We start from the raw sequence: 26,554 nt of genomic DNA on the forward strand, positions 1-26,554 counted from the left end.
TGGATACAGATTCAAAACATGCATGCTAAAAATCATTTTATGCATATTGTTTATTTTTAAGATTATCATCTTTGTAGGATATTCCTAAACCCTTAATACTGTTTTTTATCCTTTAAAATACAGTTCTTTTCTCCAATGCTACGATTGATAAGAAGCTCCGGAAGTAATCTGACAGCTACACCGTACCTGTCATTTACCTGTTGGTTTATTTTATGTTATTCCGTTACCGGATGCAGGACAGATCAAACCGGAAATTCAGTTAAACCAACCGCCTTTCACACCGATCTGGAAGAAACTGCAATTCAGGAACCTTACAAGTATTTAAATCAGGGATCTTTTTCAGAAAATAAAATCAGTGATTCTCCCGATCCACTTATCAATTACAAATGGAGCCGCCTGGATTCGAATCTTCAGATTTACAACTTACATCCTGTTGACATCATAACGTCAGATAAAGAGTCTTTTAAAAATGTGAAATCGGGTCCCACTTCATTTAGTAATATTGAAGTTACCGGAACGGGAAGCTTGCGGTTTGATTTTGGTACCGTCAGTGCTGCCTGGCTTGAATTCGACAGTCCCGATTTTAATGGTGAGGTACGACTTAGCATCAGCGAATACAATCAGCCGGCTATTCTAAACGAAGGTCCGGCGTTTCCTGAAAAAACCGCTAAACCGGTAAAATATGGCGAGACCTATCGCTTGGAACTAAACAAGGAACTTTACGAAGGTGTCCGGTTTGGGTGGATACATGTAGATAAAATAGATAAACCGTGGCACATCACGAACATAAGACTGGTTTGTCAGATTAAGCCGGTTAATTATGAGGGTAGTTTTGCATGCAGTGATCATGAGCTTACACGAATCTGGTACACTGGTGCTTACACAGTAAAGCTCAATTTACTAAAAAACTATTTTGGTGCGATACTCATGGATCGGGGAGACCGGATTTCCTGGACGGGTGATGCGCATACTTCACAGGCTGCAGCTCTTGTCGCATTTGGGAATTATGAGATGATTCGGGAAAATATCCGGCGCACCTCGGCAGACTTCAATGGGATTGCAAGTTATTCGCTGTATTGGATACTTAGCCTGGTAGATTATGTCAACTACACCGGAGATAAAAAGCTGCTTGCCGAAATGCGGGAGCCGGTTATAAAAAAGATGCAGCATGGGGAAAAACTGTATGGAACAAAGGTAAAGCTTGGATTTTACGGCTGGGACGAACGGCTTGGTGCTGGCTTTGAAAATCCCGATAACCCGGAAAATCAGCTGGCTTACAGAATGTTGTTTATTCAGGCATGTAAAGCTTTATCACAGGTTTACCAGGCAATAGGAATTCAGGATGATGCAGTGGGTTACGAAAAATTAGCGGACAAAAAACTAAGTGAATTACGACTGGATAAAAACTGGACAAAAACGCTTGGTCTTCATGCAGCAGCTGATGCGGTCGGAACGGGATTACTGAATGACACAGAGAAAAAAATTCTGTTAAATCTATATAAAAATCCGGCAGACAATGTTTCGTTTTCTCCTTTTAACCAATACTTTATTATCAAATCCATGTCGCAGCTTGGGCTGTACGACGAAGCGCTCACATCGATAAACGACAGCTGGGGAGGACAGCTACGCATGGGAGCAACTACGTTTTGGGAATGTTTTCGGCCACAATGGAGCGAGGTCATCAACCCGCTTGATCCTGTACCGAACGGACAATGCGGATACACGAGCCTGTGCCATCCATGGAGCAGCGGCGTAACAAAATGGCTTTCAGAAGAAGTTTTGGGAATAAAACCATTGGCACCGGGTTTTGCTGATTTTATGATCAAACCCAATCTTTCCAAAGGTTTAACCTGGGTAAATGGAAGCGTACAAACGCCTCATGGAAAAATTACCTGCGGATACGACCGTGAAAAAGGAACTGCTGAACTGGTAGTTCCTAAGGGAACAACGGGCAGTTTTGCGATTCCTAAAAGTTCAGGTATTTTAAAGTTAATTGTCAATAATAAGACGGTTTTGGAAGCAGGAATGAAGCCGGATACTTTGGAATCTGTTACAGAAGATGCAGGTTTTGTATATTTGAACAACATAAAACCGGGTTTCTATTCTTTTGAAATAAAATATAAAAAAGAACGTTCAGCGGAAAAGGTTAAAGAAATCAGCGCACCCTTATTATCCGGAATAAAGGAAAATCAGACATCGGGCCAAAAGAAATTTGGCAAAGACGGTTCAATATTCTTTAATCAAAATGGTGTTAACAAACACCTGGTAAACCTGCCGGTTTATATCGATAGTCTTACCTGGAAGCATTCAGGTCCCGGTGCTCCCGGATTACTTTTTATGGGTGACAAACCGGAAAATAAATCAGCAGACAATCAAAACATTCCATTCGTATTGGGTGCTTTGACGACACGAAATCCTTCCGCCTGTACCCAAACGATCTATCTTGATATTTTTAGCAGAAAGCCGGGAGGTTATACTTTTTCGGTCTTTGTAAAGGATTTGGAGAAAAAACAGACCCGATTCATCGTCGAACTTTTTGATTTACAAAGTAAAAACATCGTATCGGTTCCTTCCTTAATAGAAGAAACACAAAACGGCAAATACATTACTTTTACCTGTGCAAAGCCGGTGAGAGTGCGAATCAGCCACATTCGTGGTGGAAATGCTTTGGTGTCCGGTGTGTTTTTTCAGTAAGTCAATTTCGCTATTTCCTTTTACGTTAACTACTCAGCATGTCCAGTTTTTCGAGACGATACTTAAATACAGCGTGGATATTAACAATTGCCGTTTTACTTTTTATTACGGCCTGCAATTCCTTAAAAAACACTTCTAAAACCAAGGAAACAAATAATCTAACAACTCTGTCAAAACTGGAAACGGGTTTTGTTACCTCACCCGATTCAATTCAAACCAGCGTTTATTGGTACTGGATATCGGATCATATTTCAAAAGAGGGTGTGATTAAGGATTTATATGCCATGAAAAAAGTGGGTATCAACCGTGCTTTTATTGGAAACATCGGTTTGGGTGCGCCCGTGGGTAAAATAAAAATGTTCACCGATGAATGGTGGGAAATTACACATGCAGCGCTGAAAACGGCTACCGAACTGAATATCGAAATCGGGATGTTTAACGGGCCGGGATGGAGCCAGTCGGGTGGGCCCTGGATCAAACCGGAACAATCGATGCGTTACCTCACCTCTTCTTCCATTAAATTAAAAGGTGCACAAAAGATTAGAATTGCGCTTGCACGGCCAAAACCTGATTTTCAGGATGTACGGGTAATCGCATTTCCGCTTCCGAAGGATTTCGGGAAATCTATAACAGCACTGGATCCTCTGGTTACCTCTTCAACAGTTACGGGCAAGCTGAAAGATATTTTGGATAAAAATACGGCGACCGGAATCACTTTTCAGCCGAACAAAGAAAACTTTATTGACTTTAACATTCAAAGCGAATTTACGGCCAGGAGCATTACTATTTATCCGTCGCGTAAGCGTATGACGGCCAATGTAGATTTGCTGGTGCATGAAAACGAAACTTTTAGAAAAGTAAAAAGTTTCACCATCGAACGCAGTAACGACGCATTGAATGTCGGTTTCGATCCTTATGCACCAGTCAGTGCTTCTTTTCCTGAAACAAAATCAAATCATTTTCGTCTTGTTTTCAGGGACGTTTCAGATGGTGGCGGCATCACCGATGTTGAAATGTTAACTTCTCCTAAAATTGAAAATTACGCAGAAAAAACGCTGGCTAAAATGTATCCCACTCCGTTGCCTTACTGGAAGGAATACCAGTGGCCGGTGCAGTCGGTTGTGAACGATCCATCTGTGGTGATCAATCCGGAAACAGTTATCGATATTTCGCGCTACATGAATTCGGACGGCATTTTGAACTGGGATGTTCCGGCAGGAGAATGGATTGTGCGGCGTACCGGCATGGTTACCACCGGCGTAACCAACTCACCTGCTTCTCCGGAAGGGACAGGTTTGGAGGTTGATAAAATGAGCAGCGAACATGTGGTTTCTCATTTTAATGCTTTTATGGGAGCCATCCAAAAACGTATTCCGGCAGAGGACCGCAAAACCTGGAAGGTGATTGTGCAGGATAGTTACGAAACGGGCGGCCAAAACTGGACGGACGGACTGATCGAATCTTTTAAACAAAAATATCAATACGATCCGCTGCCATACATGCCGGTTTTATCCGGTGATGTGGTAGGCAGCCAGGAAAAATCCGATCGCTTTTTGTGGGATTTAAGACGTTTTATTGCGGATAGGGTTGCACATGAATATGTAGCAGGGCTAAGGAAAATAAGTAATGCAAACGGACTGACCACATGGCTGGAAAATTACGGTCACTGGGGTTTTCCTGGAGAGTTTTTACAGTATGGCGGCCAGTCTGACGAAATTGGCGGTGAGTTCTGGAGTGAGGGCGAGCTGGGTGATATTGAAAACAGGGCCGCATCTTCTGCCGCGCATATTTATGGAAAAACCAAGGTTTCAGCAGAATCTTTCACGGCAGCGGGGCGCGGATTTGGCCGTTATCCGGCTTTGATGAAACAAAGAGGCGACCGTTTTTTTACAGAAGGAATCAACAATACTTTGCTGCATGTTTTTATCCATCAGCCCTACGAAGATAAACTGCCGGGTGTAAATGCCTGGTTTGGTAATGATTTCAACCGGAAGAACACCTGGTTTAACGATATGGATATTTTTATTCAATATCTTAAAAGGTCGAATTTTATCCTGCAGCAGGGAAAGTATGTCGCCGAAGCTGCTTATTTTATTGGGGAAGACGCCCCCAAGATGACAGGTATTGTTGATCCTGCACTGCCAGCAGGATATTCTTTCGATTACATCAATGGAGAGGTTATTCAAAACAGAATTTCTGTGAAGGACGGTAGGCTGGTTTTGCCTGACGGCATGAACTACCGGATACTTGTTTTGCCAAAATTGGAAACGATTCGTCCGGAACTGCTGGCGAAAATCAGGTATCTTGTTTCGGAAGGAGCGGTTGTACTCGGGCCAAAACCTTTTCGTTCACCAAGTTTGCAGGGATATCCATCAGCCGATGAGGAGGTTCAAAAGATAGCCGCGGAACTTTGGGGTAATATCGACGGACAGCAGATAAAAATGAATAAGCTGGGCAAAGGGATGGTGCTTTCCGGAATGGATATGCAGCAGGCACTTGATCTGATCAAAATAGCTCCGGACTTTAAAGCGGATTCGGATTCGGTTTTGTTTATTCACCGGACCTTGCCTGAAGGTGAAGCTTATTTTGTTTCGAACCAAAACAGTAAAAAAAGGAAGATCCGCGCTGATTTCAAAGTAACCGGAAAAGCGCCTGAGTGGTGGAATCCCATTACGGGTGAGGTCAGAACTTTACCGGAATTTAGTCAGGCAGGAGAGCACACCACTGTTCCGATGCAGCTATCGGCTTACGAAAGTGCTGTGATTGTTTTCAGAAAAGACATTGGGAAGACAAGTTCCGGGAAAGGGATCAATTTTCCTGCACCTGTCGGCAGTAAGGAAATTGCCAAACCCTGGACCGTTAGCTTTAATCCTGCCATGCGCGGCCCTCAGCAGCCGGTTGTTTTTGAAAAACTGGTCGACTGGACCAAACGGCCTGAGGATGAGATTAAATACTATTCCGGAACTGCTGTTTACAAGCAGACTTTTATCGCCGATAAATTGCAAAAACAACAAAAGGTTATCCTGGAACTTGGAAAAGTAATTTCAATTGCAAAAGTGAAAATAAACGGAATAGAAGTAGGCGGTGTCTGGACAGCTCCGTATGAACTGGATATTACAAAAGTATTGAAAGCAGGTGAAAACCAAATGGAGATCAGTGTTGTAAATAGCTGGGCAAACCGTCTCATTGGCGATGCCAAACTGCCTGCGGATCAGCGAAAAACCTGGATGTCTACCCCGGTAGTGAATGAAAATACAGCCATGGAGCCGTCCGGGCTTTTTGGTCCGGTTAAGATTACGACTTATGGTGACGGAGGGAAATGATTAACTCAACTTCTGTTCAGCCCGGCAAAAAAATATCGGTGGTCAGATTCAACTGCCACCGATATTAAAAAATACCACCTTTAAAAATTAACTAAGTTTAGGTGCGGGAATCAAAAACTGATTACCAGGGTCAAACGGATAAAAATTTCAGGTTAAAATAAACTGTGTTATTGAAAGGTAGGTTTAGGAATATTCAGAATAAAAAATGTCTCAGATTTCACCGGCAGATAATAGGGAACAACAGGATCTGACAACCTGCCAACCGTTGTCGGTCCATTTCCAGACCCACTGGTATTTGTATTGCTGGCTGAAACACTGATCGTGAAAGATGCCAGTGATTTGCTTTATGATAGAAACTCTGGCGGCTGTTTCTGTAACATCAAACTCCTGATTTAGAACCGAAACATCCATGATCTGGAGCATTCTGCTTCTCCGGTTATTTAATTTCGTGTCTTCTTCAAATAAGATTTCAAGGTCATCCGCAAAAATCAGATTGTCCGGAAGGAAGTTTTCCAGGTTCGGAATTTCACTGTTTTTGATGGCGTATTGCAGGAGCTTTTCTTGTCTGACAATCTGTTCAGTGTCTGTTATCGATACCATTTTCTTTCCGTTAAAGTCTGATACAAAAGTCCGGAAACTATCAAAATGGCGTTATCAACGATGTTGCAAATGTTATAAAAACAGTTGCAACATGCCGGATGTATAAATAAAATTTAGGTTAGTGCATGGATTGAGCGTATTCGTGCGGTGTTGTCTTATAAAAATCCCGAAAACATTTAGAGAAGTAAGCGGGACTTTCGAAGCCAACCAGGTAAGCCGTTTCCGAACTATTGTGTCCTTCCAGAAGAAACTGAGCAGCGCGTTTCAGACGATAATTTCGTATAATATCACCTGGTGACATGCCTGTCATTGTTTTGGTTTTGCGATGCAAATTGGCACGGCTCATTCCTATTTCTGCTGCTAGCTGTTCAACGCCAAAAGTTGAATCATCGAGTTTTTGATCCAGAATTACGTAAATCTTTTGAATAAAAATATCGTGAACCGCTGGCTGCATTTCGCTACTTTTAAAAGAAACAGAAGATGTGCTGTTTATTTCAGAATGAATTTTTTCACGCTGGCGATTCTGGCGTTCAAGCAGATTGTTTACCCGCAGCTGTAATTCCTGAATATGGAAAGGTTTGGTCAGGTAATCATCCGCACCGAGCGTGAGACCTTCTATGCGATCGTCAAAGGAAACCTTCGCAGTGAGCAGCACAATGGGTATGTGATTCGTACGGTCGTCTTTTTTTAATCTACTGCAAAATTCGAAACCGTCCATTACCGGCATTAAAACATCACTGATAATCAGGTCTGGCATAAAACTTAATGCCTTTTCAATTCCATCAGCGCCATTAATCGCTTTGGTTGTAAAATACGTTTCGGGTAAGCTGTCTGCAATAAATTCAGCCAGTTCTGCATTGTCTTCAACCAAAAGTACGGAAACCGCCTCGGAGGAAACACTTTTACCCTGGCCGGAATCCAAAACATCATTTATTAAACCGTAGCTCTGATTTTCCGTTTTTAAAGATATAAACGGCTGGTTAGAAATTCCATCGGAAATATCTGCCTTACGATATGGAAGCCATACTGTAAACTTCGTCTTCCAGACCGAATCTTTTTCTTCAGTACTGCTGACCTCAATGTGACCCTTTTGGAGATCAACCAGTTCTTTAACCAGCGAAAGTCCGATACCGGATCCATGAGACTGGCGTCTATCCATCGCAGGATTATCAACCTGATAAAAGCGGTCAAAGACATAAGGCAAACTCTCTTTTGGAATACCAATTCCTGAATCCAGAATGGTTAAGAAAATGCCATTTTTTTGATTTTTTTCAAAACCGGAATCCGGAATTTCCTCAGACAAAATCAATTGCACAGATCCGCCGCGAGAAGTAAATTTCAGGGCATTCGCCAACAGGTTGGAAACAATTCTTTCCAGTTTATCGGGGTCAAACCAGTATTCGGTATCTTCAAGCGGGTTGTTAAATGATAGTTTAACTCCTTTATTTTCCCCATCTTCTGAAAAAGATTCCACCAGATTTTCCAGAAATTTGCCAATATCGCCTCGTGCTTCGTTTATCTTTAATGATCCGGATTCGAGTTTGGACAGGTCAAGTAATTGGTTGATCAGTCTCAGAAGCTGATGAGCGTTACGTTCAATCGCATCCAGCCAACGCAGCTGGTCGGGTTGCTGAAGTGTAGTTTTAAGACGCTGCGCAGGTGTTAGAACCAATGTCAGTGGAGTACGAAACTCGTGTGTAATGTTAGAGAAAAAACGCGTTTTCATTTCGTCCAGCGTTTTCAGCTGTTCAGCTTCTCGTTCTTTCAGGATCATATCCTGACGAAGACGTTCCCGGTTTAAGCGGTAGTTGATGTACAACCAAATTAATCCCGCCGCTGCGAGTGAGTAAAATATATAAGCCCACCACGTTTGCCAGAAAGGCGGTTTAATATGCAAAACAAGGTCTCTAACATGCGGACTCCACTGTCCGGTTGTATTTGAAGAATTGATTCGCAGTTTATAATCTCCGGGAGGAAGTTTGGTATAATTTGCGATGGGCGTGTTATCGGAAATTATCCACTTTTCGTCATAACCTTCCAGCTGATAACGGTATCTCAGTTTTTTTGGACGACTAAATTCGAGTCCGGCAAATTCAACGGTGAGACTGTTCTGGTCATAGGGCAGCGACAATTCATTAAGTTCATTCAATGGCGCAGGCAGCAAACCGTCCGATGAGGGCGTAACCAGTTCATTATTGATTTTCAAAGCGGTAAAGGCGACCTGCGGCCGGAATGTGTCGGCCAGCATTGCGGTGGGATCAAACAGAATCCAGCCCTCGGTTCCACCAAAGGCAAGTCGCCCGTCCGGAAGTTTCAGGTGATGGAAACGGTTAAATTCATCTCCGGGCAGACCATCCGCACTGTGAAAAGTTTGCAGTTGATGGCTTACGGGATGAAAACGAAGCAAACCCTTATTGGTGCTCAGCCACAGATAACCGGATTTGTCAGTAAGGATAGAGTAAATGGTATTGTCCGGAAGTCCATCTTCCATAGTAAAAACCTCACTGTTGAGCGTTTTTTTACTGAGCCTGACCAACCCGTCATAAGTACCGATCCATAAAAGATCCGGGTTGGCCGGATCCTGCTGCAAGCCCTGCAAAAGGTCGGTTGGGAAAAGATCCGGATGTGTTTTTTGATTAAACCAGGTAATTTTTTTAGTCCTGATCTCAACAGATAACAGTCCCTGGCCGGTACCGGTTGTAATCCAAAGTTTGTCTCTATCAACTGAAAGATCCAGCAACGTCAGATCTTTGTCTGTTCCTTTTCTGATTGCAACCGGATCAAGGAAAGGTACCCATGTTTTTGCAGCAACGTCGAACTGGCCGATGTATCCGTCATAACCGATAACCCAAAGTTTATTTTCAGGTGAAAAGGCAATTCCTCTTATGCCAAATGAAAGATTGGCAGGACTAGCCCCGACGGGCGCTTTTGGTAATAGAGTAAATCGTTTGGTAAGTGAATCGTAACGCCCGACCTGATCACGAAGCGCAATCCATAACTGATTGTTTTTATCGTAAGCAGAGCGAAAAAAATAACTCGAAGAACTGAACTGTTTGTCGGACAGAGGCCAGCCGGAGAAGTCTTCAAGCGTGGTATTAAGTTCCTGTTTTATCAGATTGCGGTGAAATGAAAACTGAGAAGCACTGGATTCAAAGAACGGCGTTGTCAGGTCGATCTGGTGAATTCCTGCCGCATTGGTCCCAAGCCAGATCAAACCAGACTGATCAATTAAAAACGATGGAACTTCCCTCATGGAATTCATGGCAACATCACCAACTGCGACCAACCCTTTTTTTTCGTCGTAACGATAAACGAAACCGCCCGATTCCATATACTCATATCCGTCCGGCCCGGTTTGAATCGAATTAATTCCTGTTACAGATAGAAAAGGGAACGCGTACATCCTGAATGATCCCGTTGAAGGATTGTACAAAATAAGCTGTCGGCGATCGCTGAACATGATCTCACCATTTTTTCTTTCATGTACAGCAACAATCTCAGCATCGGAATTGACGTAATTATTATAATCAGCTTCAAATGGCAGGGCTACGTGGGAAAACTTTTCTGTTTTGGTGTTAAAAAGACTTAACCCTCTCTGACTGACAACCCAGATTTGTTTTTTATGATCTTCTAAAAAGCCCCGGATAGTATCACTGGGCAATCCATGTGATTTTTGAGTAAGATGAGAAATGGTTTTAAGCTTCCAGTTATAAACAAAAATGCCATTTGCTTTTTCGGCAACCCACAATTTATCGTCTCTGTCTACAAGCCAGCCGCGTCTGACAAAACGAACCGTTTTGTTTTTAAAGAGGGGGGCAGCTGTAATTCTGTGAATTGTTTCTTTTGTCGGATTAAGTACATCAATTTGAGATGATTCATGTTCGATATAAATCAGTTTTCTGCTGTTCTGTTTGAGGGAAATTATCACGTTGGAGCTGATGGATGCCGTGTCGCTCTTACTATGCCGGAAGACTTTAAAGTGAATTCCATCGTACCGCGCAAGACCATTGCGGGTTCCTATCCAGACAAAACCATTTACATCCTGAGTTAAACCGGAAATAAAAGACTGGGGCAGGCCGTCTTTTGTAGTAATAATCCGCAAAGGTTTTTTTGGAGCTTGTGCTTTAAGCGAAACAACGACGCAACTCCCGCTGATGATGATAAAGAGAGTAAAAAGGCAGTAGAAAAATTTCAGCTTCATTGCGTTGGAGTAATAAAGGTAAAGTTAGAAACTTCTGAAATCAAATCGCCATTCAGGCATCGTCAGCCTATAAAATACCGGGAGCGGAAGGAATCAAGGTTCGATATTATTTTGTTGTAAATGAATAATTTCCCTTAGAGAAAATATCCTGGTATGATTGTTTAACGGTAAAACCGTAACAACTAAAAACCAATTTTGTTAATTAGACTTAATCATGAAAAAGGTAATCATAATGATCGCGATGGTGGCAATTTCTGCGTTTGCTTACGCACAGGAAACCACTCAGGAAAAAGCCGACAAAGCAGCTGATAAAACCAAATCTGCTACGAAAAAAGCTGGTAAGGAAATCAAGAAAGATGCGAAAGCGGTTGGTAAAGGTGTAGAAAAAGGAGCTGACAAAGTGGGTGAAACTGCCGAGAAAGGTTACGACGCGACCAAAAAAGGAGTTAAAAAAGGAGCAAAGGCGGTAGGAGAAACTGCTGAGAAAGGCTACGACGCAACCAAAAAAGGTGTAAACAAAACTGCTGATAAAGTAGAGAAAAAAACAAGAGATAACTAGGGATCAGTTGTCATCTTTATTTTTACAAAAGCCTGCCTCTGAACCGAGCGGGCTTTTTTCTTATATTATTTTTAAAATAGCGATTTGGAAAAACTGAGCTGGATAACAACAATTAAGAACGCCCCGTATTTTATTGACGAAAACGGTGAAAACTGGACACCCATCGGTCAGAACGATGCGGTTACCTGGCCTGATTTATCAGGGCTTTTTCGGAGAAAGGATGTGGCGCAGGTGGAGGGGCATCTAGCATATCTAACTGCGCATGGTGTGACTTGCCTGAGAATTATGCTCGAATATTGCCAGACAGAACACCGCTATTTTGAAAAGCCGGTTGGCAGATACCAGCCTCATATGATTCAGTTCTGGGATGATCTTTTTGTTTTATGCGAAAAATATAAACTCCGGATCTTGCTCACTCCTTTTGACACATTTTGGATGCGGAGAAGATGGAAACATCATCCTTACAACGCCTTGAATGGCGGTCCTTGCAAAAGCAAAACACGCTGGTTAACCTGTCCCGAAACATTGGCAGCAATAAAAAACCGGTTTTCTTTTGTAATTGAACGCTGGGGTGGGAGCGGCGTACTGTTTGCCTGGGATCTTTGGAACGAAATCGGTCCGGCAAATGCCTTGGGTGAAATGGACGGACTTTACGTTTTTGTGGATCAGATCAGTGATCATATCAGACAGTTTGAGTTACGGCTTTATGGTAAAACCCACCCGCAAACGGTTTCCGTTTTTGCGCCGCTGATGCAGCAGCATGATATGTCTGACCTGATTTTTAAACATCCCAAACTGGACTTCGCCAGTACGCATTTTTACGAAAACAAAACCATCAATTATCCGCGCAATACCGCTGATGCTGCCGTTGCAACCGGAGAAATGGTTCGCGAAGCACTATTTCATTTACCGGAGAACCGGCCATTTCTGGATAGCGAACATGGCCCGATTGATTACTTCAAAAAACGGAAAAACAACTTGCCGGAAGAATTTGATGATCAGTATTTTCTCAATATGCAGTGGGCGCACCTGGCGTCCGGAGGTGCGGGAGGAGGAATGCGCTGGCCATATCGGCATCCGCATGTACTCACGCACGGCATGCGCAGAGCTCAGCTGAATCTGGCAGGATTTTTGGAACTGATAGACTGGAAAACATTTAAACGTCAAAACCTGAACGAGCAGATTGAGGTTACTAATCCCCATATTTCAGTTTTCGGATGTGGCGATGACAGGCAGGCGGTTATCTGGCTTCTTGAGCGGCAAAATTACGTAAGAAAAAAGATCGTAAAAAAGACGAATCCGGAAGTAGAGATCGCTGTTCCCTGGTTGAACGCAGGGTTATACCGTGTTAGTTTTTGGAATACCGTCTCAGGGAAGGGCGAAGCAAGGGAATTATATCATGAAGCTGATCAATTAAGAATATCCTTTCATTTACCGGAAAATAATATAGCGCTCGCAATCCGGAAAATTGCTGAACGGGCACAAGTTTTTTAAGCGGCTAGATCGAAATTATTTTGATCTAAACAACCCATACATGATAGCGGATTTAGCTGTTGATCGTATTCTTTTTGATAAAATTAAACCTTCCGCATCCACCAAGGTTTGCGTTATAGTGCCGGTAAGAAATGAAGCGGAATGTTTGTGGGAAACATTGGAAGCATTACGTCTGCAGGAAGATAATTCCGGAAACCGGCTTCCATCGGATGTTTATGAGGTTTTGGTTTTGGTAAATAATACAACCGACAATTCTTTCGAAATAGCCGAAAAATATGCAGCCTTATATCCGTCATTTCGACTGGCCGCAGAGGAAATTTGGCAGGAAGGAGATCGTGCCAACATCGGTACGGTAAGACGTCTTTTGATGGACGATGCTTATCGCCGCCTGATGCTCACGGGTAATCAGAATGGCATTATTGCATCAACCGACGGTGATACGACTGTGGACAGCCGGTGGATCTGTAATATCATAGCCGAGATTGAAAAGGGGAATGACGCTGTTGGTGGACGAATATTGACTGAAAAAGAGGGTGGAACTTCCCGGCTTTATCATTTACGGGACGTAACCTACCGTTGTCTGCTGGCCCAAGCCGAATCGCTGATCGATCCACGTCAACACAATCCTTTCCCATGCCATTTTCAATATTTTGGAGCTAATATGGCTGTAACCTGCAGCATGTATAATCAGGCGGGAAGATTACCACAGGTTCCGTTTCTGGAAGATATGGCCTTTCATAAAGCACTGATGCTTCAGGATGCCCGGATCAGGAGAAGTTTTGAAGTGAAAGTTTATACATCTTCCCGTGTGGATGGCCGAGTTAGTATCGGTTTTTCCGAACAGCTCAGAAGGTGGATGAATGAGGACGAAGCCCGGATCCCGCAAATGGTGGAAGACGTTACGCCGGTTTTACTCATGTTTGAAATACGCGCCCAGCTTCGCCAATGCTGGAATGACTACGTTGAAAAGCGTATCGTAAGAAGAGATGAATTAAGCTCAATTGCTGCGAAACTGAATATAAAAGTTGAATGGCTGCATTCACAGCTGATCAGTTCGACCTATTTCGGAGGACTTTGGGATGTGATCAACCTGTTGGTTGGAAATCGGGAGCCGGAGCTTCAGCCGATCCATGAAGCCATTGATCAGCTGAGGCTATTCATAAAAAGCAGGAAAACTAATGCTTTTCAAACAAGTCCAAGCGATATGTTTGTTCGCGCTGGCCGTGCAAGTGCCTGAGCGGCTGGTTATCGCCGGCTAATTTCATGAAATCGTCATGGACTTCATCACCGGTTAAAGGATAATCGTGAACAATGGGCGTCCAATGTACAAGCAACAGATGCCCTTTTTGTTCCAAATGCTTTAATATCTTTTCCTGCAAAAGATGAAAATCCGGCCAGGCCAGATAATAAGCAACTTCTGAAACAACGATCAAATCGAACTGGCCTGTCGGAAACTGATCCGGTACGGCCAGTTTTTTAAATTCTACCTGACTGAGATTTTTCAATCTTACTCGGGCTTTTACCAGAGGTGCTTCTGCCACATCAACAGCCAAAAGCTTTTCACATTTGCCCGCCAGCAATTCACTCAGCACGCCAATAGAGCATCCGATTTCGAAGGCACTTTTATATGATTTTCGGGGTAATGCACCTACTGTCGTTCTGTATTTATTGATCTCATATTCGCTGGTTTCAAATTCCCAGGGATCTTCATTATTGCGGTACACATCATTAAAATAGTCTTCGGGCAGAGAATTACCTGGCTTTTCCATGGAGTTTAGTTTTTTAGGATCGTTCAATAAAAATTTCAATACTTTTGTCAAAATGATTCAGAACTTCTTCTGACAGAGTAAATCCTTCCGGGTCATCGTCGATCAGTTGCGTAGTCTGAGAAACATGGGCTTTAATCGCATCCTTCTTTTTTTGTTTCACACTTTCAATATCTGTTTTCCATACTTTTACTTCTTCCGGTTTCGGCAAATCGGCGTCATCTGCTCGTTCCCACAGCCAGATCAGATATTCCAGTTGTCCTACTTTTGTATCCGTTTGTTTTATAGCTTCTGTGGTAATTTGCCAGGTTGCCCGGTGGTCACGGTGCGGATCGCGCTGCCAGGGAAGGAAGATTGTTTGAGGTTTAATTGTTTTCAAAACTGCGGAAACCAAACCTGCGTTTTCCCCAAATCCTTCTTCTCCGGAACCCGGTAACGCACCGTCGGGTAATCTTAAAAAAGTTACGTCCTTTGCCCCTACACCAAGAATTCCTAATGCATTAAGCGATTCTTGTTCTCTGAGCGAAACCAGTTTTTTGAAAGGATATTTTATCGAATTGGGATGCGATTTACTTCCGTCGGTGATGAAAAGCACATGAACAGAAAGACCATATTCCCGTAGCGAAGCGATGGTGCCTCCACAACCCAGTGATTCGTCATCCTGATGCGGCGCGATTACCAGTACTTTTCCCAAATCCTTCGGATCCAGCCATTTTGCGTCACTGTGCCAGTTACCTTCTTGCATCATCCCAAAGTTTATTTGTTGATTCCTGTCTCAAAACATAATCACCTATCGAATTCAGCGTTGCATCCGGCGCCGGTTGTCTCAGATACGTTGTCAGATCCCTGTGAAGTCGTTCAAGCGGATTGGGTTTCATAAAGCCGCGGGAGCCGACGGAGCGTTCCGCCAACTGCATCGTGCGCAGGCAAATATCTTCGACGACGGTTCTGGTCATATTGGCATAAGCGACGATCTGATCCGCCGTCCCGGGTTTTTTAATCCAGTCGTCATTTTTTGCTCCTGCCTGATTCAGCCACAAATTTCCAGTTTCTGTGAGGTAGCTTATTTCTGCGATTCGTGCACGCTGGTAAGCGTCGTCCGTACGGTGAGTACTTCGTAAAAAACGGTGTGTTTCTTCCAGAATCGCTTCTGCTCCGCCAAGTTGTACGGCTGCGAAACGAATTGCCCCGCCACTGAAATGAGGCTGCTGATAATAGGCATCCGGTGGTCCAAGTAAATCGGCCTCGCGTAGTTCAATACCCGAAAGATCCATTTTGTAACTTACAGAAGCGCGCATGCCAAGCGGATTCCAGAAACTGCGGTCGGCTCTGATGGCTTTCACTTTTTCGGTTGGAATGATAAACATCTGCCAGCCTCTTTTGTTTGGCGAAATTAATTTTCCTGTTACAAGAGGTCTGTCGATACAATCAGCACCGGAGCAGAAAGTCTTTGTTCCTTTCAGCCGGTATTTACCGTTTCCAAAATCGTAGATGCGCACACCGTTGGCTTCCTGTGTATTCCAAACACCAAAAAGCTTTTTCCCAAAATTTACGTCTGTAAACCAACGTTCTTTTTGAGCAGGTGTGGCAAATAAAGAAACCAGGTACAGTGCATTGATATGCCCTTCATAAATTCTGCCCACCGGCAAACTGGCTTTCCCGATTTCCTTGAGCAGCATGAGCAGCTCTTTGGTTTTTAATTTATCAAAAGATAAAAAATTGCCTGGAAGTGTTATCCCAAGTAAACCGGCTTCTTTGATGTAATTAAATTCCTGTTCCGGAAAACAGCCCGTTTGGTCCAGTTGAGCAGCATTTTTTGCTATTTGACCGTACAATTTATGTAGAGAAATACGATCTGTATAATCCGTTAATACCATTATTTCATGTTTAAAAAAATCTTTTGTTGAGAATAGGAAACCATTATCCGGAAGGGTTGTTTAACTACATCAGGCAGACGGGAGTACAAAAAATGTGCCTTTGCCGATGTGTAGAATAATTGTTTGGATAAGAAAAAAATAAATAAGGCGGGACGGGCAAAACCATGGAACAGTTAAGTCTATTTGGTGCGAATGAAAGTCTGAGGTTTCCGGAAGAATTGCTGGAATTTTATCCTCAGTTTTTAGATACAAAACAATGTATGGACCTGTTGAAAGTACTTATCGAAGAGGTGCCATGGAGACAACAGATTATCCAGATGTATGGTAAACCTGTGGTCACTCCGCGGCTAACTGCCTGGTATGGAGATACCAACAGAACTTATCGTTTTTCCGGTACCAAATTTGATCCGGTTCCCTGGACTGATTCACTTCTTCATCTGAAAAAGGAAATTGAAACATTGACAAAACTGGAATTTAACAGTGTCCTGCTCAACTATTATCGTGATGGAAATGATTCTGTTGCCTGGCATGCCGACAATGAGCGGGAACTGGGAACAAGACCGCATATTGCTTCACTGAGCATTGGACAGGCCAGAGATTTTGAGTTTCGGAGAAAAGCGGATCATTCGGGTAAATATGCCCTTAGGCTGAACAATGGCTCACTCCTGATCATGAAAGGAGATTTGCAGCATCATTGGGAGCACCGTATTCCCAAATCCAAAAAAGACATTGCTGAACGAATCAATATGACTTTCCGGCTGATCAGAGAATGAAATTTTCGTCAGCACCTGCCGGGTTATTTGCATTCGGATTTATTTTCCAAAATACCTTCACGGAAACTGCCTGTGCTGAAATTTTATTAACTTTGAAATGCTCTTTCACGGTTAAATCTGAATAAAATAAGTTTTATACTTCTTCTGAAAGATGCGTATAATACTTCGATAATAAAGCAAAATGCATAATTCAGAGTCCGGCGAACAATTTTTATCGGGTGGGGGAGAAATGGGTGAACTGATACGCTCAATGGACTGGTCACAAACAGCACTTGGGCCTGTTAATCAGTGGCCGCAAAGTTTAAGAACTACCGTCAGTCTTTGCCTTTCCTCTACTTTCCCTATTTTAATTGCCTGGGGACCTGAAATGATCCAGATATACAATGACAGCTACCGTCCGATTTGTGGGGCAAAACATCCGGAATCGATGGGGCAGAACTTTAAGATTTGCTGGGAAACTGCTTTACCGGTAGTTGGAGATGCTTTTGACAGAGGACTCGCGGGAGAAGGAACTTACATCAAAGACCAGCAGATGGTTTTAGACCGGTTTGGTTATCTGGAAGAAGCCTTTATGACCTTTTCGTTTGCACCTATTCGTGATGAATCTGGTGAAGTGGGCGGGATTTTTCATCCCATTACCGAAACGACTGACAAGATGCTCAGTGCCCGCAGAACACAGTTACTTCGTGACGTTGCCTTACAACTTGGGAAAGCAAAAAATACAGAACAGATTTTTGAGAGGCTTTTTGAGGGACATGAAAACTATGGGTATGATATACCGTTCATTCAAATTTATGAAGTAAATGAAATTGCTGACGAGGCAATTTTAAAGGGAGAAGCGGGCATCTCCGAAAAAAGTGTTATAGGCAGTCCAACGATTTCCCTACAGGACGCCGGTGCCACCGCCTGGCCTTTGGCTCTCGTACTCGAAAGCCAGCAAATGGTAGAGGTTAAAAATCTCGCTTCGCAGTTTGGGGCTTTTAAGAGCGGACCTTTTCAGGAAGCGCCGCATACTGCGCTGATCTTCCCTATCTTAATTGCAGGTCAGCCGAAGCCATCCGGTTTTCTTGTCGCCGGCGTGAGTTCCGGCAGAATGCTGGATCAGGAGTACAGGAATTTTTTTGAATTATTATCCAATACCATAAATACCGCCTTTTCAAGTGTTTATGCATACGAGCAGGAACAAAAAAGAGCGGAACAGCTTGCTGAAATAGATCGGGCAAAAACGGCCTTCTTTAGTAACGTGAGCCATGAGTTTAGAACACCGCTGACTTTGATACTTGGACCGCTGGAAGAATTGTTACTTCAGCCCGAAATGCAGAAATCGCTTTACAAAAATAATCTTGAATCGACCCAACGGAATGCACTGCGACTGCTGAAACTGGTAAACAATTTGCTGGATTTTAGCAGGATGGAGGCCGGAAGAGTAAAGGCAGTTTATCAGTGTGTAAACCTGAACGCCCTGACCGCAGATCTTACCAGCAATTTCAGATCGATTATAGAAAAAGCAGGAATGGAGCTTGTGATAAGAGAATCTGCCCTAAGTAAGCCTGTTTATGTGGACACTGAAATGTGGGAAAAAATTGTACTGAATCTTTTATCCAACGCATTTAAATACACACTGAAAGGAGGTGTTTACGTTGAATTATTTGAAGAAGATGATTTTGCATTTCTAAAAGTAAGAGATACAGGCGTTGGTATTCCTGAAAAAGAATTGCCGCATATGTTTGAACGTTTTCACCGTATCGAAAATTCTCTTGGACGTACACATGAAGGTACCGGAATCGGGCTTTCGCTGGTCAACGAGCTTGTACGGTTGCATCATGGTGAAATTGGTGTAAGCAGTGTGGAAGGCGAAGGGAGTGTTTTTACCGTTAAAATACCTCTTGGTAAAAATCATTTGCCGGCGGAACAGATTTCGGAAATTGAGATCAATCATATATCAAAAGTCGGGCAGGGAACATTTTTAAAAGAAGCAGTTGCCCTGTTGGATGAAAACGAAATTTCTGATCCTGAACCGCTTTCACAGGGCGAAAATTTTGAAAATGAGCAAAGCCTTGAAATTCAAAAAGATGTCCGCGTTCTGATTGTAGACGACAATGCAGATATGCGTCAGTATTTATCCCGGTTGCTATCTCCTTTTTTTACCATTGAAACGGCCGTAAATGGAAGAGATGCAATAGACAAGGCATTGGTTATCAGGCCGGATGTTATCGTGAGTGATATTATGATGCCGGTTATGGACGGAAAAGAAATGCTGAAATTTCTTAAAGCGGAATATTCTCTGGAACACGTTGCCGTTATTTTTCTTTCAGCAAGGGCAGGGGAAGAGGCAAGGATAGAAGGGATTGACTGGGGAGCAGATGATTATCTGGTTAAACCTTTTTCTGCGAGGGAATTGCTTACGAAGGTCAGGGCACAGGTGCGTATCTACAGAGCCAGAACCGAAACAGAATCAAAACTTCGGAATATTTTTTTGCAGGCTCCTGTTGCAATTGGAATTTTTCGCGGCCCCGGATTGGTAATTGAGCTGGCCAATGCCATGATGCTTCAGTATTGGGGAAAAACCGCGATTCAGGTTATTGGAAAACCATTCAGGTCAGCTTTTCAGAGTGTACCTTCTGACGGTTTTGACCAGGTTGCTCTGGATGTTTTGAAAACAGGTAAGAGAAAAGTTCTGCGGGAGTGGCTGGTAGAAATCACCCGTTTTCACAAAATCAAAAAACTATATCTGAATCTGACTTTTGAAGCTTTAAAGGACCAAGACGAAATCATTACGGGAGTGATGGTGATTGCCAACGATGTAACGGAACTGGTTACGTCCATGGATTTTATCAAAGACAGCGAAGAGCGGTTCCGTTTGTTGGCCGACAGTATGCCACAGCTGGTCTGGACGATATCGAAATCAAGAGAACATAATTTTTATAACAGCTTTGTTTTTAGTTATTCCGGCCTCAACCGGGAGGATCTGAAAGACGTTGGTTTGATACAGCTGATCCATCCGGATGACAGGGATGCAAATCTGGAAGTTTGGAATAAATCGATGGAAACCGGAGAGGATTTTATTTACGAACACAGGTATCGCCGCCACGACGGACAGTATCGATGGCATTTGAGCCGTGGCGTTGCGCAGCGAAACGCTTCCAATGAGATAGAACGTTGGGTGGGATCAAGTATGGATATTCATGAGCAAAAAACGCTGGAAGAAAAGCTGGAAAACCATGTAGCTGTCCGCACCGCCGAACTAAAAAAAGTAAACGAACAGCTGGTGCAGACAAACCGGGAATTGGAACAGTTTGCTTATGTATCCAGCCATGATTTACAGGAACCGCTGAGGAAGATACAGGTTTTTTCAGACCTTATTATGAGAAGAATTTCAGGAGATGATCCTCAGAATCTGGCATACCTTAACAAGATTAATGCTTCTGCCAGCAGGATGTCGATTCTGATTAACGACCTGCTCAGCTTCTCCCGGATTGCTAACGGTCAGCTCAAATTTGTGGAAACAGATTTGAACACAATTCTGAATAACGTAAAAGAAGACTTCGAACTTTTAGCAGATCAAAAAACGGCGGCCATCAGCAGTGATGTTTTGCCTGTGATCGAGGCTGTTCCCTTGCAGATCAATCATCTTTTTTATAACCTGATCGGGAACGCACTCAAGTTTTCAAAGGAAGACCCTCGTATAAATGTATCGTATGAGTTTATTCCGTCAGCAAATCTAACTGATCACGATTTTTTAACACCCGGAAAAGCTTACGCCCATCTGACGTTTCAGGATAACGGCATCGGTTTTGAACAGCAATATGCCGATCAGATCTTTACCATTTTCCAAAGGTTACATACCAAAAGGGAATATTCCGGAACGGGTATTGGTTTGGCCATTTGTAAACGAATTGCCGAAAATCATCTTGGGGTGATCAGGGCGAAAGGTGAACCAAATAAAGGAGCTTCATTTGATATTTATCTTCCTTTTTACCAGGCGGAGCATTTGTGAAAGTCAGTTTTGGTGAGTCAAAGCAACCTTCAAATAAACGTTTAATAAATAATAGTATATTAAACCAATAGACTTTATATTCTTAATAGATTTATTCCTAAATTTGCTCACTCAGCTTTAAAGCAAACACCGTCTTACACAAAATGCGACGGGAATTACGGCTGCTAAGTGAAACATCAAATTAAATTGGAAAATGTTACTGGAAAAAATATTTAAACTGGCTGAAAACAGAGAGGCTAAGATTGTGATCAGAGGTCAGCATCTCAGAAACAGCAATACGATCGACATAGATTTTGAATTTTTAATCAAAGATTCGAATGAAACGAATTACCGGCCTCCGATCGGCCTAAACCATCCGCAGTTTTGGAAACTGAAAAAATCAACCCAGGAAAAGTCTCAGCTTTTACAACTGGAATACAGTGGTGTATCCAGAAGACAGGTGCGGGCAGCCATTGATGAATTTGAACAGGTTTTTGGTCAGGGGTGTACCGTGATGCATCATTTCGGCATTGAAAACAGAATCAAACATCTGAAAGGAATACGCGTAAGCGCCTGGCGGAAACGTCTGCTTGCCGGCGTTTAGTCAGGAAGTACTATTCAACAGCAACACTGTAATTAGGGTCATCCAGAATATTGACTTCAATTACTGATGAAGCGTTTTCCAACAAGCGACGGCAGTCTTCACTAAGATGCCGCAGGTGTAACTTTTTATTGGCTTTGGCGTAACGTTCAGTCAGTTTATTCAGGGCGTCTATGCCCGACATGTCTGCTATACGACTATCTTTAAAGTCGACAATTACAGTTTGGGGGTCGTTTACAACATCAAATTTTTCGTTAAAAGCGGTAACAGAACCAAAAAACAGAGGGCCATATATTTCGTAATGTTTGGCTCCGGTTTCGTCTGTATATTTTCTTGCCCTGATCCGTTTTGCACTTTCCCAGGCAAATACAAGTGCAGAAATGATCACGCCAATCAAAACGGCCAGTGCCAGATTGTGCAGGAAAATTGTGATCAGTGCTACAAGTATACCAACAAAAATATCCTGCTTTGGCATTTTATTAATGATCCTGAAACTAATCCATTCAAAGGTGCCGATTGCGACCATGATCATAACGCCTGTTAAGGCAGCCATAGGAACGAGTTCAATAACAGGTGCAGCAAAAAGAATGATAAATAAAATCGTTAAAGCTGCGATGATGCCTGATAATCTGGCTCTCGCCCCGGCCGATAAGTTGACGAGTGTCTGCGCAATCATAGGGCAGCCACCCATGCCAAAGAAAAATCCATTTAATATGTTGGCGCTTCCCTGAGCGATACTTTCCCTGTTTCCGTTACCTCTGGTGCCGGTTATTTCATCCACGAGATTTAGCGTCAGCAATCCCTCGGTTAAACCCACGCCCGCCATAATCAGGCCATAGGGAAAAATAATTTTTAGAGTATCAAAAGTGAAGGGCACTGACGGGATATGAAAAGGAGGAAAGCCACCGCTAACCGAAGCAATATCTTTTACAAGTCTGGTATCAATTTGAAAACCAAGCACAACAGAAAATACGACAATAATTGCGATCAAAGAAGGCGGAACAGCCTTTGAGAATTTGGGGATAATCACAATAATGGCAATGGTAAGGGCAACCAGGCCGGCCATAATCAGTAGCGGAGTACCTGATAGCCAGGATACGGTACCTTCGCTGGCAGTCTTAAACTGATCCAGCTGTGCCATAAAAATAATCACCGCCAAACCGTTAACGAAACCATACATTACCGGTTGCGGTACCAGACGGATAAACTTGCCTAATTTAAATAAACCTACAAGAATCTGAACAACACCGGCCAGCGCCACGGCTGCAAAGACATACTCAATCCCATGTGATTGCATAAGGGCGATGAGCACGACAACCGTTGCTCCGGCTCCGCCTGAAATCAGCCCGGGTCTTCCTCCAAAAACAGAAGTGACCAGGCCCATGATAAAGGCGGCATATAAACCAACCAGTGGTGGAAAGCCGGCAAGGATTGCAAAGGACAGCGACTCGGGAATCATGGTCATGGCCACTGTAAGTCCTGCTAATATTTCATTTTTATAATTTACTTTTTGTTTGAAATCAAAAAGATTAAGGTAAGCCTGCATGAAATGGTAGAAGTTAAGCGGGCAAAAGTAAGGATAATTTACTTTGAGTAGCCAGCCGTAACGTTTGTGAATAACTTTTTAATCAGTTATTGATTCCAGTCCTTTAGTTAAGGCACAGTATTTATAATGGTTTGACCAAATCGAAATGATCACAACCTAATCCGCAAGAAATGGATACTCAACAGCAGCCTGGTATAGTACCGCCTCCTTCGGGAGTTGATATGAACGAAGTAATTATACATGCAGCAAGACTTGGTGAAACGGGTGTTTTGAAGGAAATATTGGAACGCAATACGGATGTAAATGCCCGGGATTTAAAAGGATATACCCCTCTGATCATTGCCTGTTACAACAATCATTATGATGCGGCAAAGCTTTTGCTCGAAAGCGGGGCGGATGTTAACGCCCAGGATCTGGGAGGTAATACGGCCTTAATGGGCGTTGCTTTTAAAGGCTATCCGGATATTGCCGGACTTCTTATTGAAAACGGCGCTGACCTCAATTTACAACATGGCAACGGGGGCACTGCGCTGATGTTTGCAGCAATGTTTGGACGCAATGAGATACTTAGAATGTTGCTGAAATATGGTGCAGACAAAACTATTCTCGATACCAGAGGACTTTCCGTGTTTGATCTTGCCAGACAACAGGGAAATGAGGAAGCTATTGAAATCTTAAATGCTCAAACCGGGAACTGAGAGGTAAAAAGTGCTGTGATTAATAGTTAGAAATACCCGCCATTTTTACTCTGAGTTCCAGCACATTGTTGACTTCCATTTTTGTGAAAATTTTCGCTTTTACGGTACTGATGGTAGATGATTTTAATCCAAGAGATTGAGCTATGTTGGATGTTTTTTCGCCTTCACTGATCATACGGGCAATTTCAAGTTCACGCATAGAGAGATTGCCGGGCATTTTCATAGCACCTCTTTTTTGTATTACGTGCTCAATTATATTTTGCTGAACGCTTGTACACAGGTAATTTTTTCTCTCCATAACCGTGTCTGCACATTTTATAAACTCAGCTTCAGTTCCCGACTTTGAAAGGTAACCACTTGCTTTTGCTTTTAATGCTTTGAGCGCTTTGGTATAATTAACGGATGCATCATATACGATGACTGGTGTCTCAGGAAAAAGAAGTTTGATTTTTAAAACAAGATTATATCCCGTCCTTTCATGAATGTTGTTCAGGCTTAAAATGATAAGATCCGGAGTGAATTTTATTATATCCGTTTCATAGTCGTTGGTATGACTAGTTTCCAGGATATATGGATCAGCATAATGTTTTTTTAGCAGACAAATCAGTCCCAGACGGAAAATAAAATGATCTTCAATAATGGCTATCTTCATAAACGTCAGTTATAAGCGAACAACCGATGAGCAGCATTCATCGGGTTCGCTGAAAGGTTTCACTAGCCTGGCAGGACTAATCTAAAACCAGGCCCATAATTTTTTGTAAGACCTGAACCTAATTGTCCCTGGGACATCTTCGTAATCCGGTCGTAAGGTCTTATTAAATAGAGGTTTGTCTTCTGAAATAAGTAACAAATTGAATTATGTCAAACAGGACGATTCCATTTTGCGGAAGGCAAATGAAGTCCTGTCTGAAATGAAAAGGCCATAACTTAATCCGGTGGCGAAAAGATCGTAAAAAGGATAACGTTGCATATTTTAACTGTTCATAAGTGAAGGGTAGATACGACTAAATATATTCAGTCTGTAACATATACGTGACAGGTGGTTACATTTGATAACGTATACATTCAAATGTAATATTATTAAATTAATGTTACTATACGTTTGTAAAATTAAATGGATATTTTGGTTGTCGCAGGGTCATTATTAATGAACTTCGTTATTCTGAGCCTGTTTCTCTGTTCAGCGAAAATTATGTGGCACCATATTTTATCTTGGGATAGGTATTGGGATTTATAATCGGTGTTTGGTCTATGAAACGTCAGCTATTTTATTCAGGAACAAGTGGTTTGGAGCTCCCGGTGCCTAATAAAGAATTTTATCCGCCTGAATTTCGGAATAGCAGTCGGCTGACTTATTACGGCTCTTTATTCAACAGTATTGAAATTAATAGTTCGTTTTATAAAATCCCGATGCCTGTAACAGTCCGGAAATGGGCGGAAAGCGTTCCGAAAGATTTCCGGTTTACTTTCAAGCTTTTTAAAGGTATTACACACAACAAAGGACTTGTTTTTTCAGAGGAGGATGTGATGCAATTTATGGATACAATCGCCCAGGCAGGAGATAGGAAAGGATGTTTGTTAATACAGTTTCCTCCTTCCCTGAAAGTGATACATTCCGGGCAGCTGGAAAAATTACTCGACAGAATCAGCCGGGCCGATCCTGATAAACAATGGAACCTTGCCGTGGAATTTCGAAACAGGAGCTGGTATGACGATCATATCTATGAGTTACTTTTTCAATATCGGGCAGAGATAGTGCGGCACGACATGCCGGCATCTTCACCTCCCTTTCTCGAATCGGATTCGTTATTCACTTACTTCCGTTTTCACGGGCCCGGCGGAAGCTATCGTGGCAGTTATTCCGATGACTTTTTACTCGATCATGCTCAGGCCATGCAGGATCTAATTTCAGAGGGAAAAGAAGTTTATGTATATTTTAATAACACAGTTGGAGGTGCGGTTCAAAATTTGTTGAGGCTGAATGAACACTTGTAATCAGAGTACTACAAAAATGTGACGTATAATTGCCAATTTTAATTGCGAACTAATAATATTGTTTATACATCGTGTTGTTTTGAAAATCAGGTGTATATTTGACACAAATTCTAAGAACAATCAATCCCTCAAAACTTTAAAAAATGATGTTCAATTCCTTCTTACCAGAATTAGTAGCTGACTGTCATTATTGATCGTCTGATTTATCAAAAGATCCCTGGCAAATAAAGCGAAATTCTGTTCGCTACGTGCAGTGTATTAAAATGTATTTTTATTTTGTTTAGGCGAGTTAATTTTACTTGCCTTAGTCGGAATATGTAGTGATTTTCTTCGCAGAGTTCGTGTAGAAATTTATTTACTATTAAATACAAACGGCAATTTTATTGCGGATTATTGATATGCATAAATTAAATGAAGATCGTACCTATTGATTCATTAACATAAAAAACAA

Annotated in this window: 17 protein-coding genes; 10 read left to right on the forward strand and 7 right to left on the reverse strand. The window is 42.5% G+C overall.

The genetic code is table 11. The features are described 5' to 3' along the window. Positions 1-135 precede the first annotated feature (135 nt). Positions 136-2,694, forward strand: coding sequence for an alpha-L-rhamnosidase C-terminal domain-containing protein (locus tag E0F88_RS25495; protein ID WP_131961118.1), 2,559 nt, complete (start codon positions 136-138; stop codon positions 2,692-2,694). Positions 2,695-2,732: 38 nt separating this feature from the next. Further along, a complete protein-coding gene (locus E0F88_RS25500; protein ID WP_131961119.1) occupies positions 2,733-6,017 on the forward strand; it encodes a glycosyl hydrolase in 3,285 nt (1,094 codons plus the stop codon). A 210-nt stretch (positions 6,018-6,227) separates the two neighbouring features. On the opposite strand, the gene E0F88_RS25505 is transcribed toward E0F88_RS25500, so the two are convergent. Beyond that, complete coding sequence (locus E0F88_RS25505; protein ID WP_131961120.1) at positions 6,228-6,617, reverse strand: nuclear transport factor 2 family protein; 390 nt, start codon at positions 6,615-6,617, stop codon at positions 6,228-6,230. Between the two features lie 118 nt (positions 6,618-6,735). Continuing rightward, positions 6,736-10,818 (reverse strand): hybrid sensor histidine kinase/response regulator transcription factor, encoded by a 4,083-nt coding sequence (locus tag E0F88_RS25510; protein WP_131961121.1) that lies wholly within the window; start codon positions 10,816-10,818, stop codon positions 6,736-6,738. Positions 10,819-11,032: 214 nt separating this feature from the next. On the opposite strand from E0F88_RS25510, the gene E0F88_RS25515 reads away from it, so the two are divergent. The 3 genes from E0F88_RS25515 (at position 11,033) to E0F88_RS25525 (ending at position 14,108) form a co-directional block, all read left to right on the forward strand. Further along, positions 11,033-11,377 (forward strand): hypothetical protein, encoded by a 345-nt coding sequence (locus tag E0F88_RS25515; protein WP_131961122.1) that lies wholly within the window; start codon positions 11,033-11,035, stop codon positions 11,375-11,377. Positions 11,378-11,461: 84 nt separating this feature from the next. Then, positions 11,462-12,871: a glycoside hydrolase 5 family protein gene (locus tag E0F88_RS25520; protein WP_229213915.1), complete on the forward strand. Its 1,410-nt coding sequence runs from the start codon at positions 11,462-11,464 to the stop codon at positions 12,869-12,871. Between the two features lie 40 nt (positions 12,872-12,911). Next, a complete protein-coding gene (locus E0F88_RS25525) occupies positions 12,912-14,108 on the forward strand; it encodes a glycosyltransferase family 2 protein (RefSeq protein ID WP_131961123.1) in 1,197 nt (398 codons plus the stop codon). On the opposite strand, the gene E0F88_RS25530 is transcribed toward E0F88_RS25525, so the two are convergent. The 3 genes from E0F88_RS25530 to E0F88_RS25540 are packed head-to-tail and all read right to left on the reverse strand — an operon-like array spanning position 14,047 to position 16,514. After that, the gene (locus E0F88_RS25530; RefSeq protein ID WP_131961124.1) at positions 14,047-14,640 is read right to left on the reverse strand and encodes an SAM-dependent methyltransferase; all 594 of its coding nucleotides are present in this window, start codon (positions 14,638-14,640) and stop codon (positions 14,047-14,049) included. The genes E0F88_RS25525 and E0F88_RS25530 overlap by 62 nt on opposite strands. A 13-nt stretch (positions 14,641-14,653) precedes the next feature. After that, positions 14,654-15,385, reverse strand: a complete 732-nt coding sequence (locus tag E0F88_RS25535; RefSeq protein ID WP_131961125.1) for a PIG-L deacetylase family protein — start codon at positions 15,383-15,385, stop codon at positions 14,654-14,656. Then, positions 15,369-16,514, reverse strand: coding sequence for an acyl-CoA dehydrogenase family protein (locus tag E0F88_RS25540; protein WP_131961126.1), 1,146 nt, complete (start codon positions 16,512-16,514; stop codon positions 15,369-15,371). Before E0F88_RS25540 ends, E0F88_RS25535 begins: the two co-directional genes overlap by 17 nt. 164 nt (positions 16,515-16,678) lie before the next feature. Here E0F88_RS25540 and E0F88_RS25545 point away from each other — a divergent pair, with 164 nt between their 5' ends. The 3 genes from E0F88_RS25545 to E0F88_RS25555 all read left to right on the forward strand — a co-directional run bounded on the left by E0F88_RS25545 (position 16,679) and on the right by E0F88_RS25555 (position 21,867). Further along, positions 16,679-17,287, forward strand: a complete 609-nt coding sequence (locus E0F88_RS25545) for an alpha-ketoglutarate-dependent dioxygenase AlkB family protein (protein WP_131961127.1) — start codon at positions 16,679-16,681, stop codon at positions 17,285-17,287. Positions 17,288-17,468: 181 nt separating this feature from the next. Continuing rightward, positions 17,469-21,284 carry an ATP-binding protein gene (locus E0F88_RS25550; RefSeq protein ID WP_131961128.1) on the forward strand — a complete coding sequence of 1,272 codons (3,816 nt, stop codon included), beginning with the start codon at positions 17,469-17,471 and terminating at the stop codon, positions 21,282-21,284. Between the two features lie 193 nt (positions 21,285-21,477). Further along, the gene (locus E0F88_RS25555) at positions 21,478-21,867 is read left to right on the forward strand and encodes a hypothetical protein (protein WP_131961129.1); all 390 of its coding nucleotides are present in this window, start codon (positions 21,478-21,480) and stop codon (positions 21,865-21,867) included. Positions 21,868-21,877: 10 nt separating this feature from the next. Here the strand turns inward: E0F88_RS25555 and E0F88_RS25560 are convergent, their stop codons facing one another. Continuing rightward, positions 21,878-23,410, reverse strand: a complete 1,533-nt coding sequence (locus tag E0F88_RS25560; protein ID WP_131961130.1) for a SulP family inorganic anion transporter — start codon at positions 23,408-23,410, stop codon at positions 21,878-21,880. A 170-nt stretch (positions 23,411-23,580) separates the two neighbouring features. On the opposite strand from E0F88_RS25560, the gene E0F88_RS25565 reads away from it, so the two are divergent. After that, positions 23,581-24,108, forward strand: a complete 528-nt coding sequence (locus E0F88_RS25565) for an ankyrin repeat domain-containing protein (protein WP_229213916.1) — start codon at positions 23,581-23,583, stop codon at positions 24,106-24,108. 19 nt (positions 24,109-24,127) lie between these two features. On the opposite strand, the gene E0F88_RS25570 is transcribed toward E0F88_RS25565, so the two are convergent. Beyond that, positions 24,128-24,760 carry a response regulator transcription factor gene (locus tag E0F88_RS25570; RefSeq protein ID WP_131961131.1) on the reverse strand — a complete coding sequence of 211 codons (633 nt, stop codon included), beginning with the start codon at positions 24,758-24,760 and terminating at the stop codon, positions 24,128-24,130. Positions 24,761-25,359: 599 nt separating this feature from the next. On the opposite strand from E0F88_RS25570, the gene E0F88_RS25575 reads away from it, so the two are divergent. Further along, positions 25,360-26,103, forward strand: a complete 744-nt coding sequence (locus E0F88_RS25575) for a DUF72 domain-containing protein (protein WP_131961132.1) — start codon at positions 25,360-25,362, stop codon at positions 26,101-26,103. Positions 26,104-26,554: the final 451 nt, after the last annotated feature.

It is taken from the genome of Dyadobacter psychrotolerans, from assembly GCF_004349265.1.
GTDB lineage: Bacteria > Bacteroidota > Bacteroidia > Cytophagales > Spirosomataceae > Dyadobacter > Dyadobacter psychrotolerans.

Bases quoted from the DNA above. Each gene is read 5' to 3' on its own strand.
- E0F88_RS25495 (WP_131961118.1), top strand. From the start codon at position 136: ATGCTACGATTGATAAGAAGCTCCGGAAGTAATCTGACAGCTACACCG.
- E0F88_RS25500 (WP_131961119.1), top strand. From the start codon at position 2,733: ATGTCCAGTTTTTCGAGACGATACTTAAATACAGCGTGGATATTAACA.
- E0F88_RS25505 (WP_131961120.1), bottom strand. From the start codon at position 6,617: ATGGTATCGATAACAGACACTGAACAGATTGTCAGACAAGAAAAGCTC.
- E0F88_RS25510 (WP_131961121.1), bottom strand. From the start codon at position 10,818: ATGAAGCTGAAATTTTTCTACTGCCTTTTTACTCTCTTTATCATCATC.
- E0F88_RS25515 (WP_131961122.1), top strand. From the start codon at position 11,033: ATGAAAAAGGTAATCATAATGATCGCGATGGTGGCAATTTCTGCGTTT.
- E0F88_RS25525 (WP_131961123.1), top strand. From the start codon at position 12,912: ATGATAGCGGATTTAGCTGTTGATCGTATTCTTTTTGATAAAATTAAA.
- E0F88_RS25530 (WP_131961124.1), bottom strand. From the start codon at position 14,640: ATGGAAAAGCCAGGTAATTCTCTGCCCGAAGACTATTTTAATGATGTG.
- E0F88_RS25535 (WP_131961125.1), bottom strand. From the start codon at position 15,385: ATGATGCAAGAAGGTAACTGGCACAGTGACGCAAAATGGCTGGATCCG.
- E0F88_RS25540 (WP_131961126.1), bottom strand. From the start codon at position 16,514: ATGGTATTAACGGATTATACAGATCGTATTTCTCTACATAAATTGTAC.
- E0F88_RS25545 (WP_131961127.1), top strand. From the start codon at position 16,679: ATGGAACAGTTAAGTCTATTTGGTGCGAATGAAAGTCTGAGGTTTCCG.
- E0F88_RS25550 (WP_131961128.1), top strand. From the start codon at position 17,469: ATGCATAATTCAGAGTCCGGCGAACAATTTTTATCGGGTGGGGGAGAA.
- E0F88_RS25555 (WP_131961129.1), top strand. From the start codon at position 21,478: ATGTTACTGGAAAAAATATTTAAACTGGCTGAAAACAGAGAGGCTAAG.
- E0F88_RS25560 (WP_131961130.1), bottom strand. From the start codon at position 23,410: ATGCAGGCTTACCTTAATCTTTTTGATTTCAAACAAAAAGTAAATTAT.
- E0F88_RS25565 (WP_229213916.1), top strand. From the start codon at position 23,581: ATGGATACTCAACAGCAGCCTGGTATAGTACCGCCTCCTTCGGGAGTT.
- E0F88_RS25570 (WP_131961131.1), bottom strand. From the start codon at position 24,760: ATGAAGATAGCCATTATTGAAGATCATTTTATTTTCCGTCTGGGACTG.
- E0F88_RS25575 (WP_131961132.1), top strand. From the start codon at position 25,360: ATGAAACGTCAGCTATTTTATTCAGGAACAAGTGGTTTGGAGCTCCCG.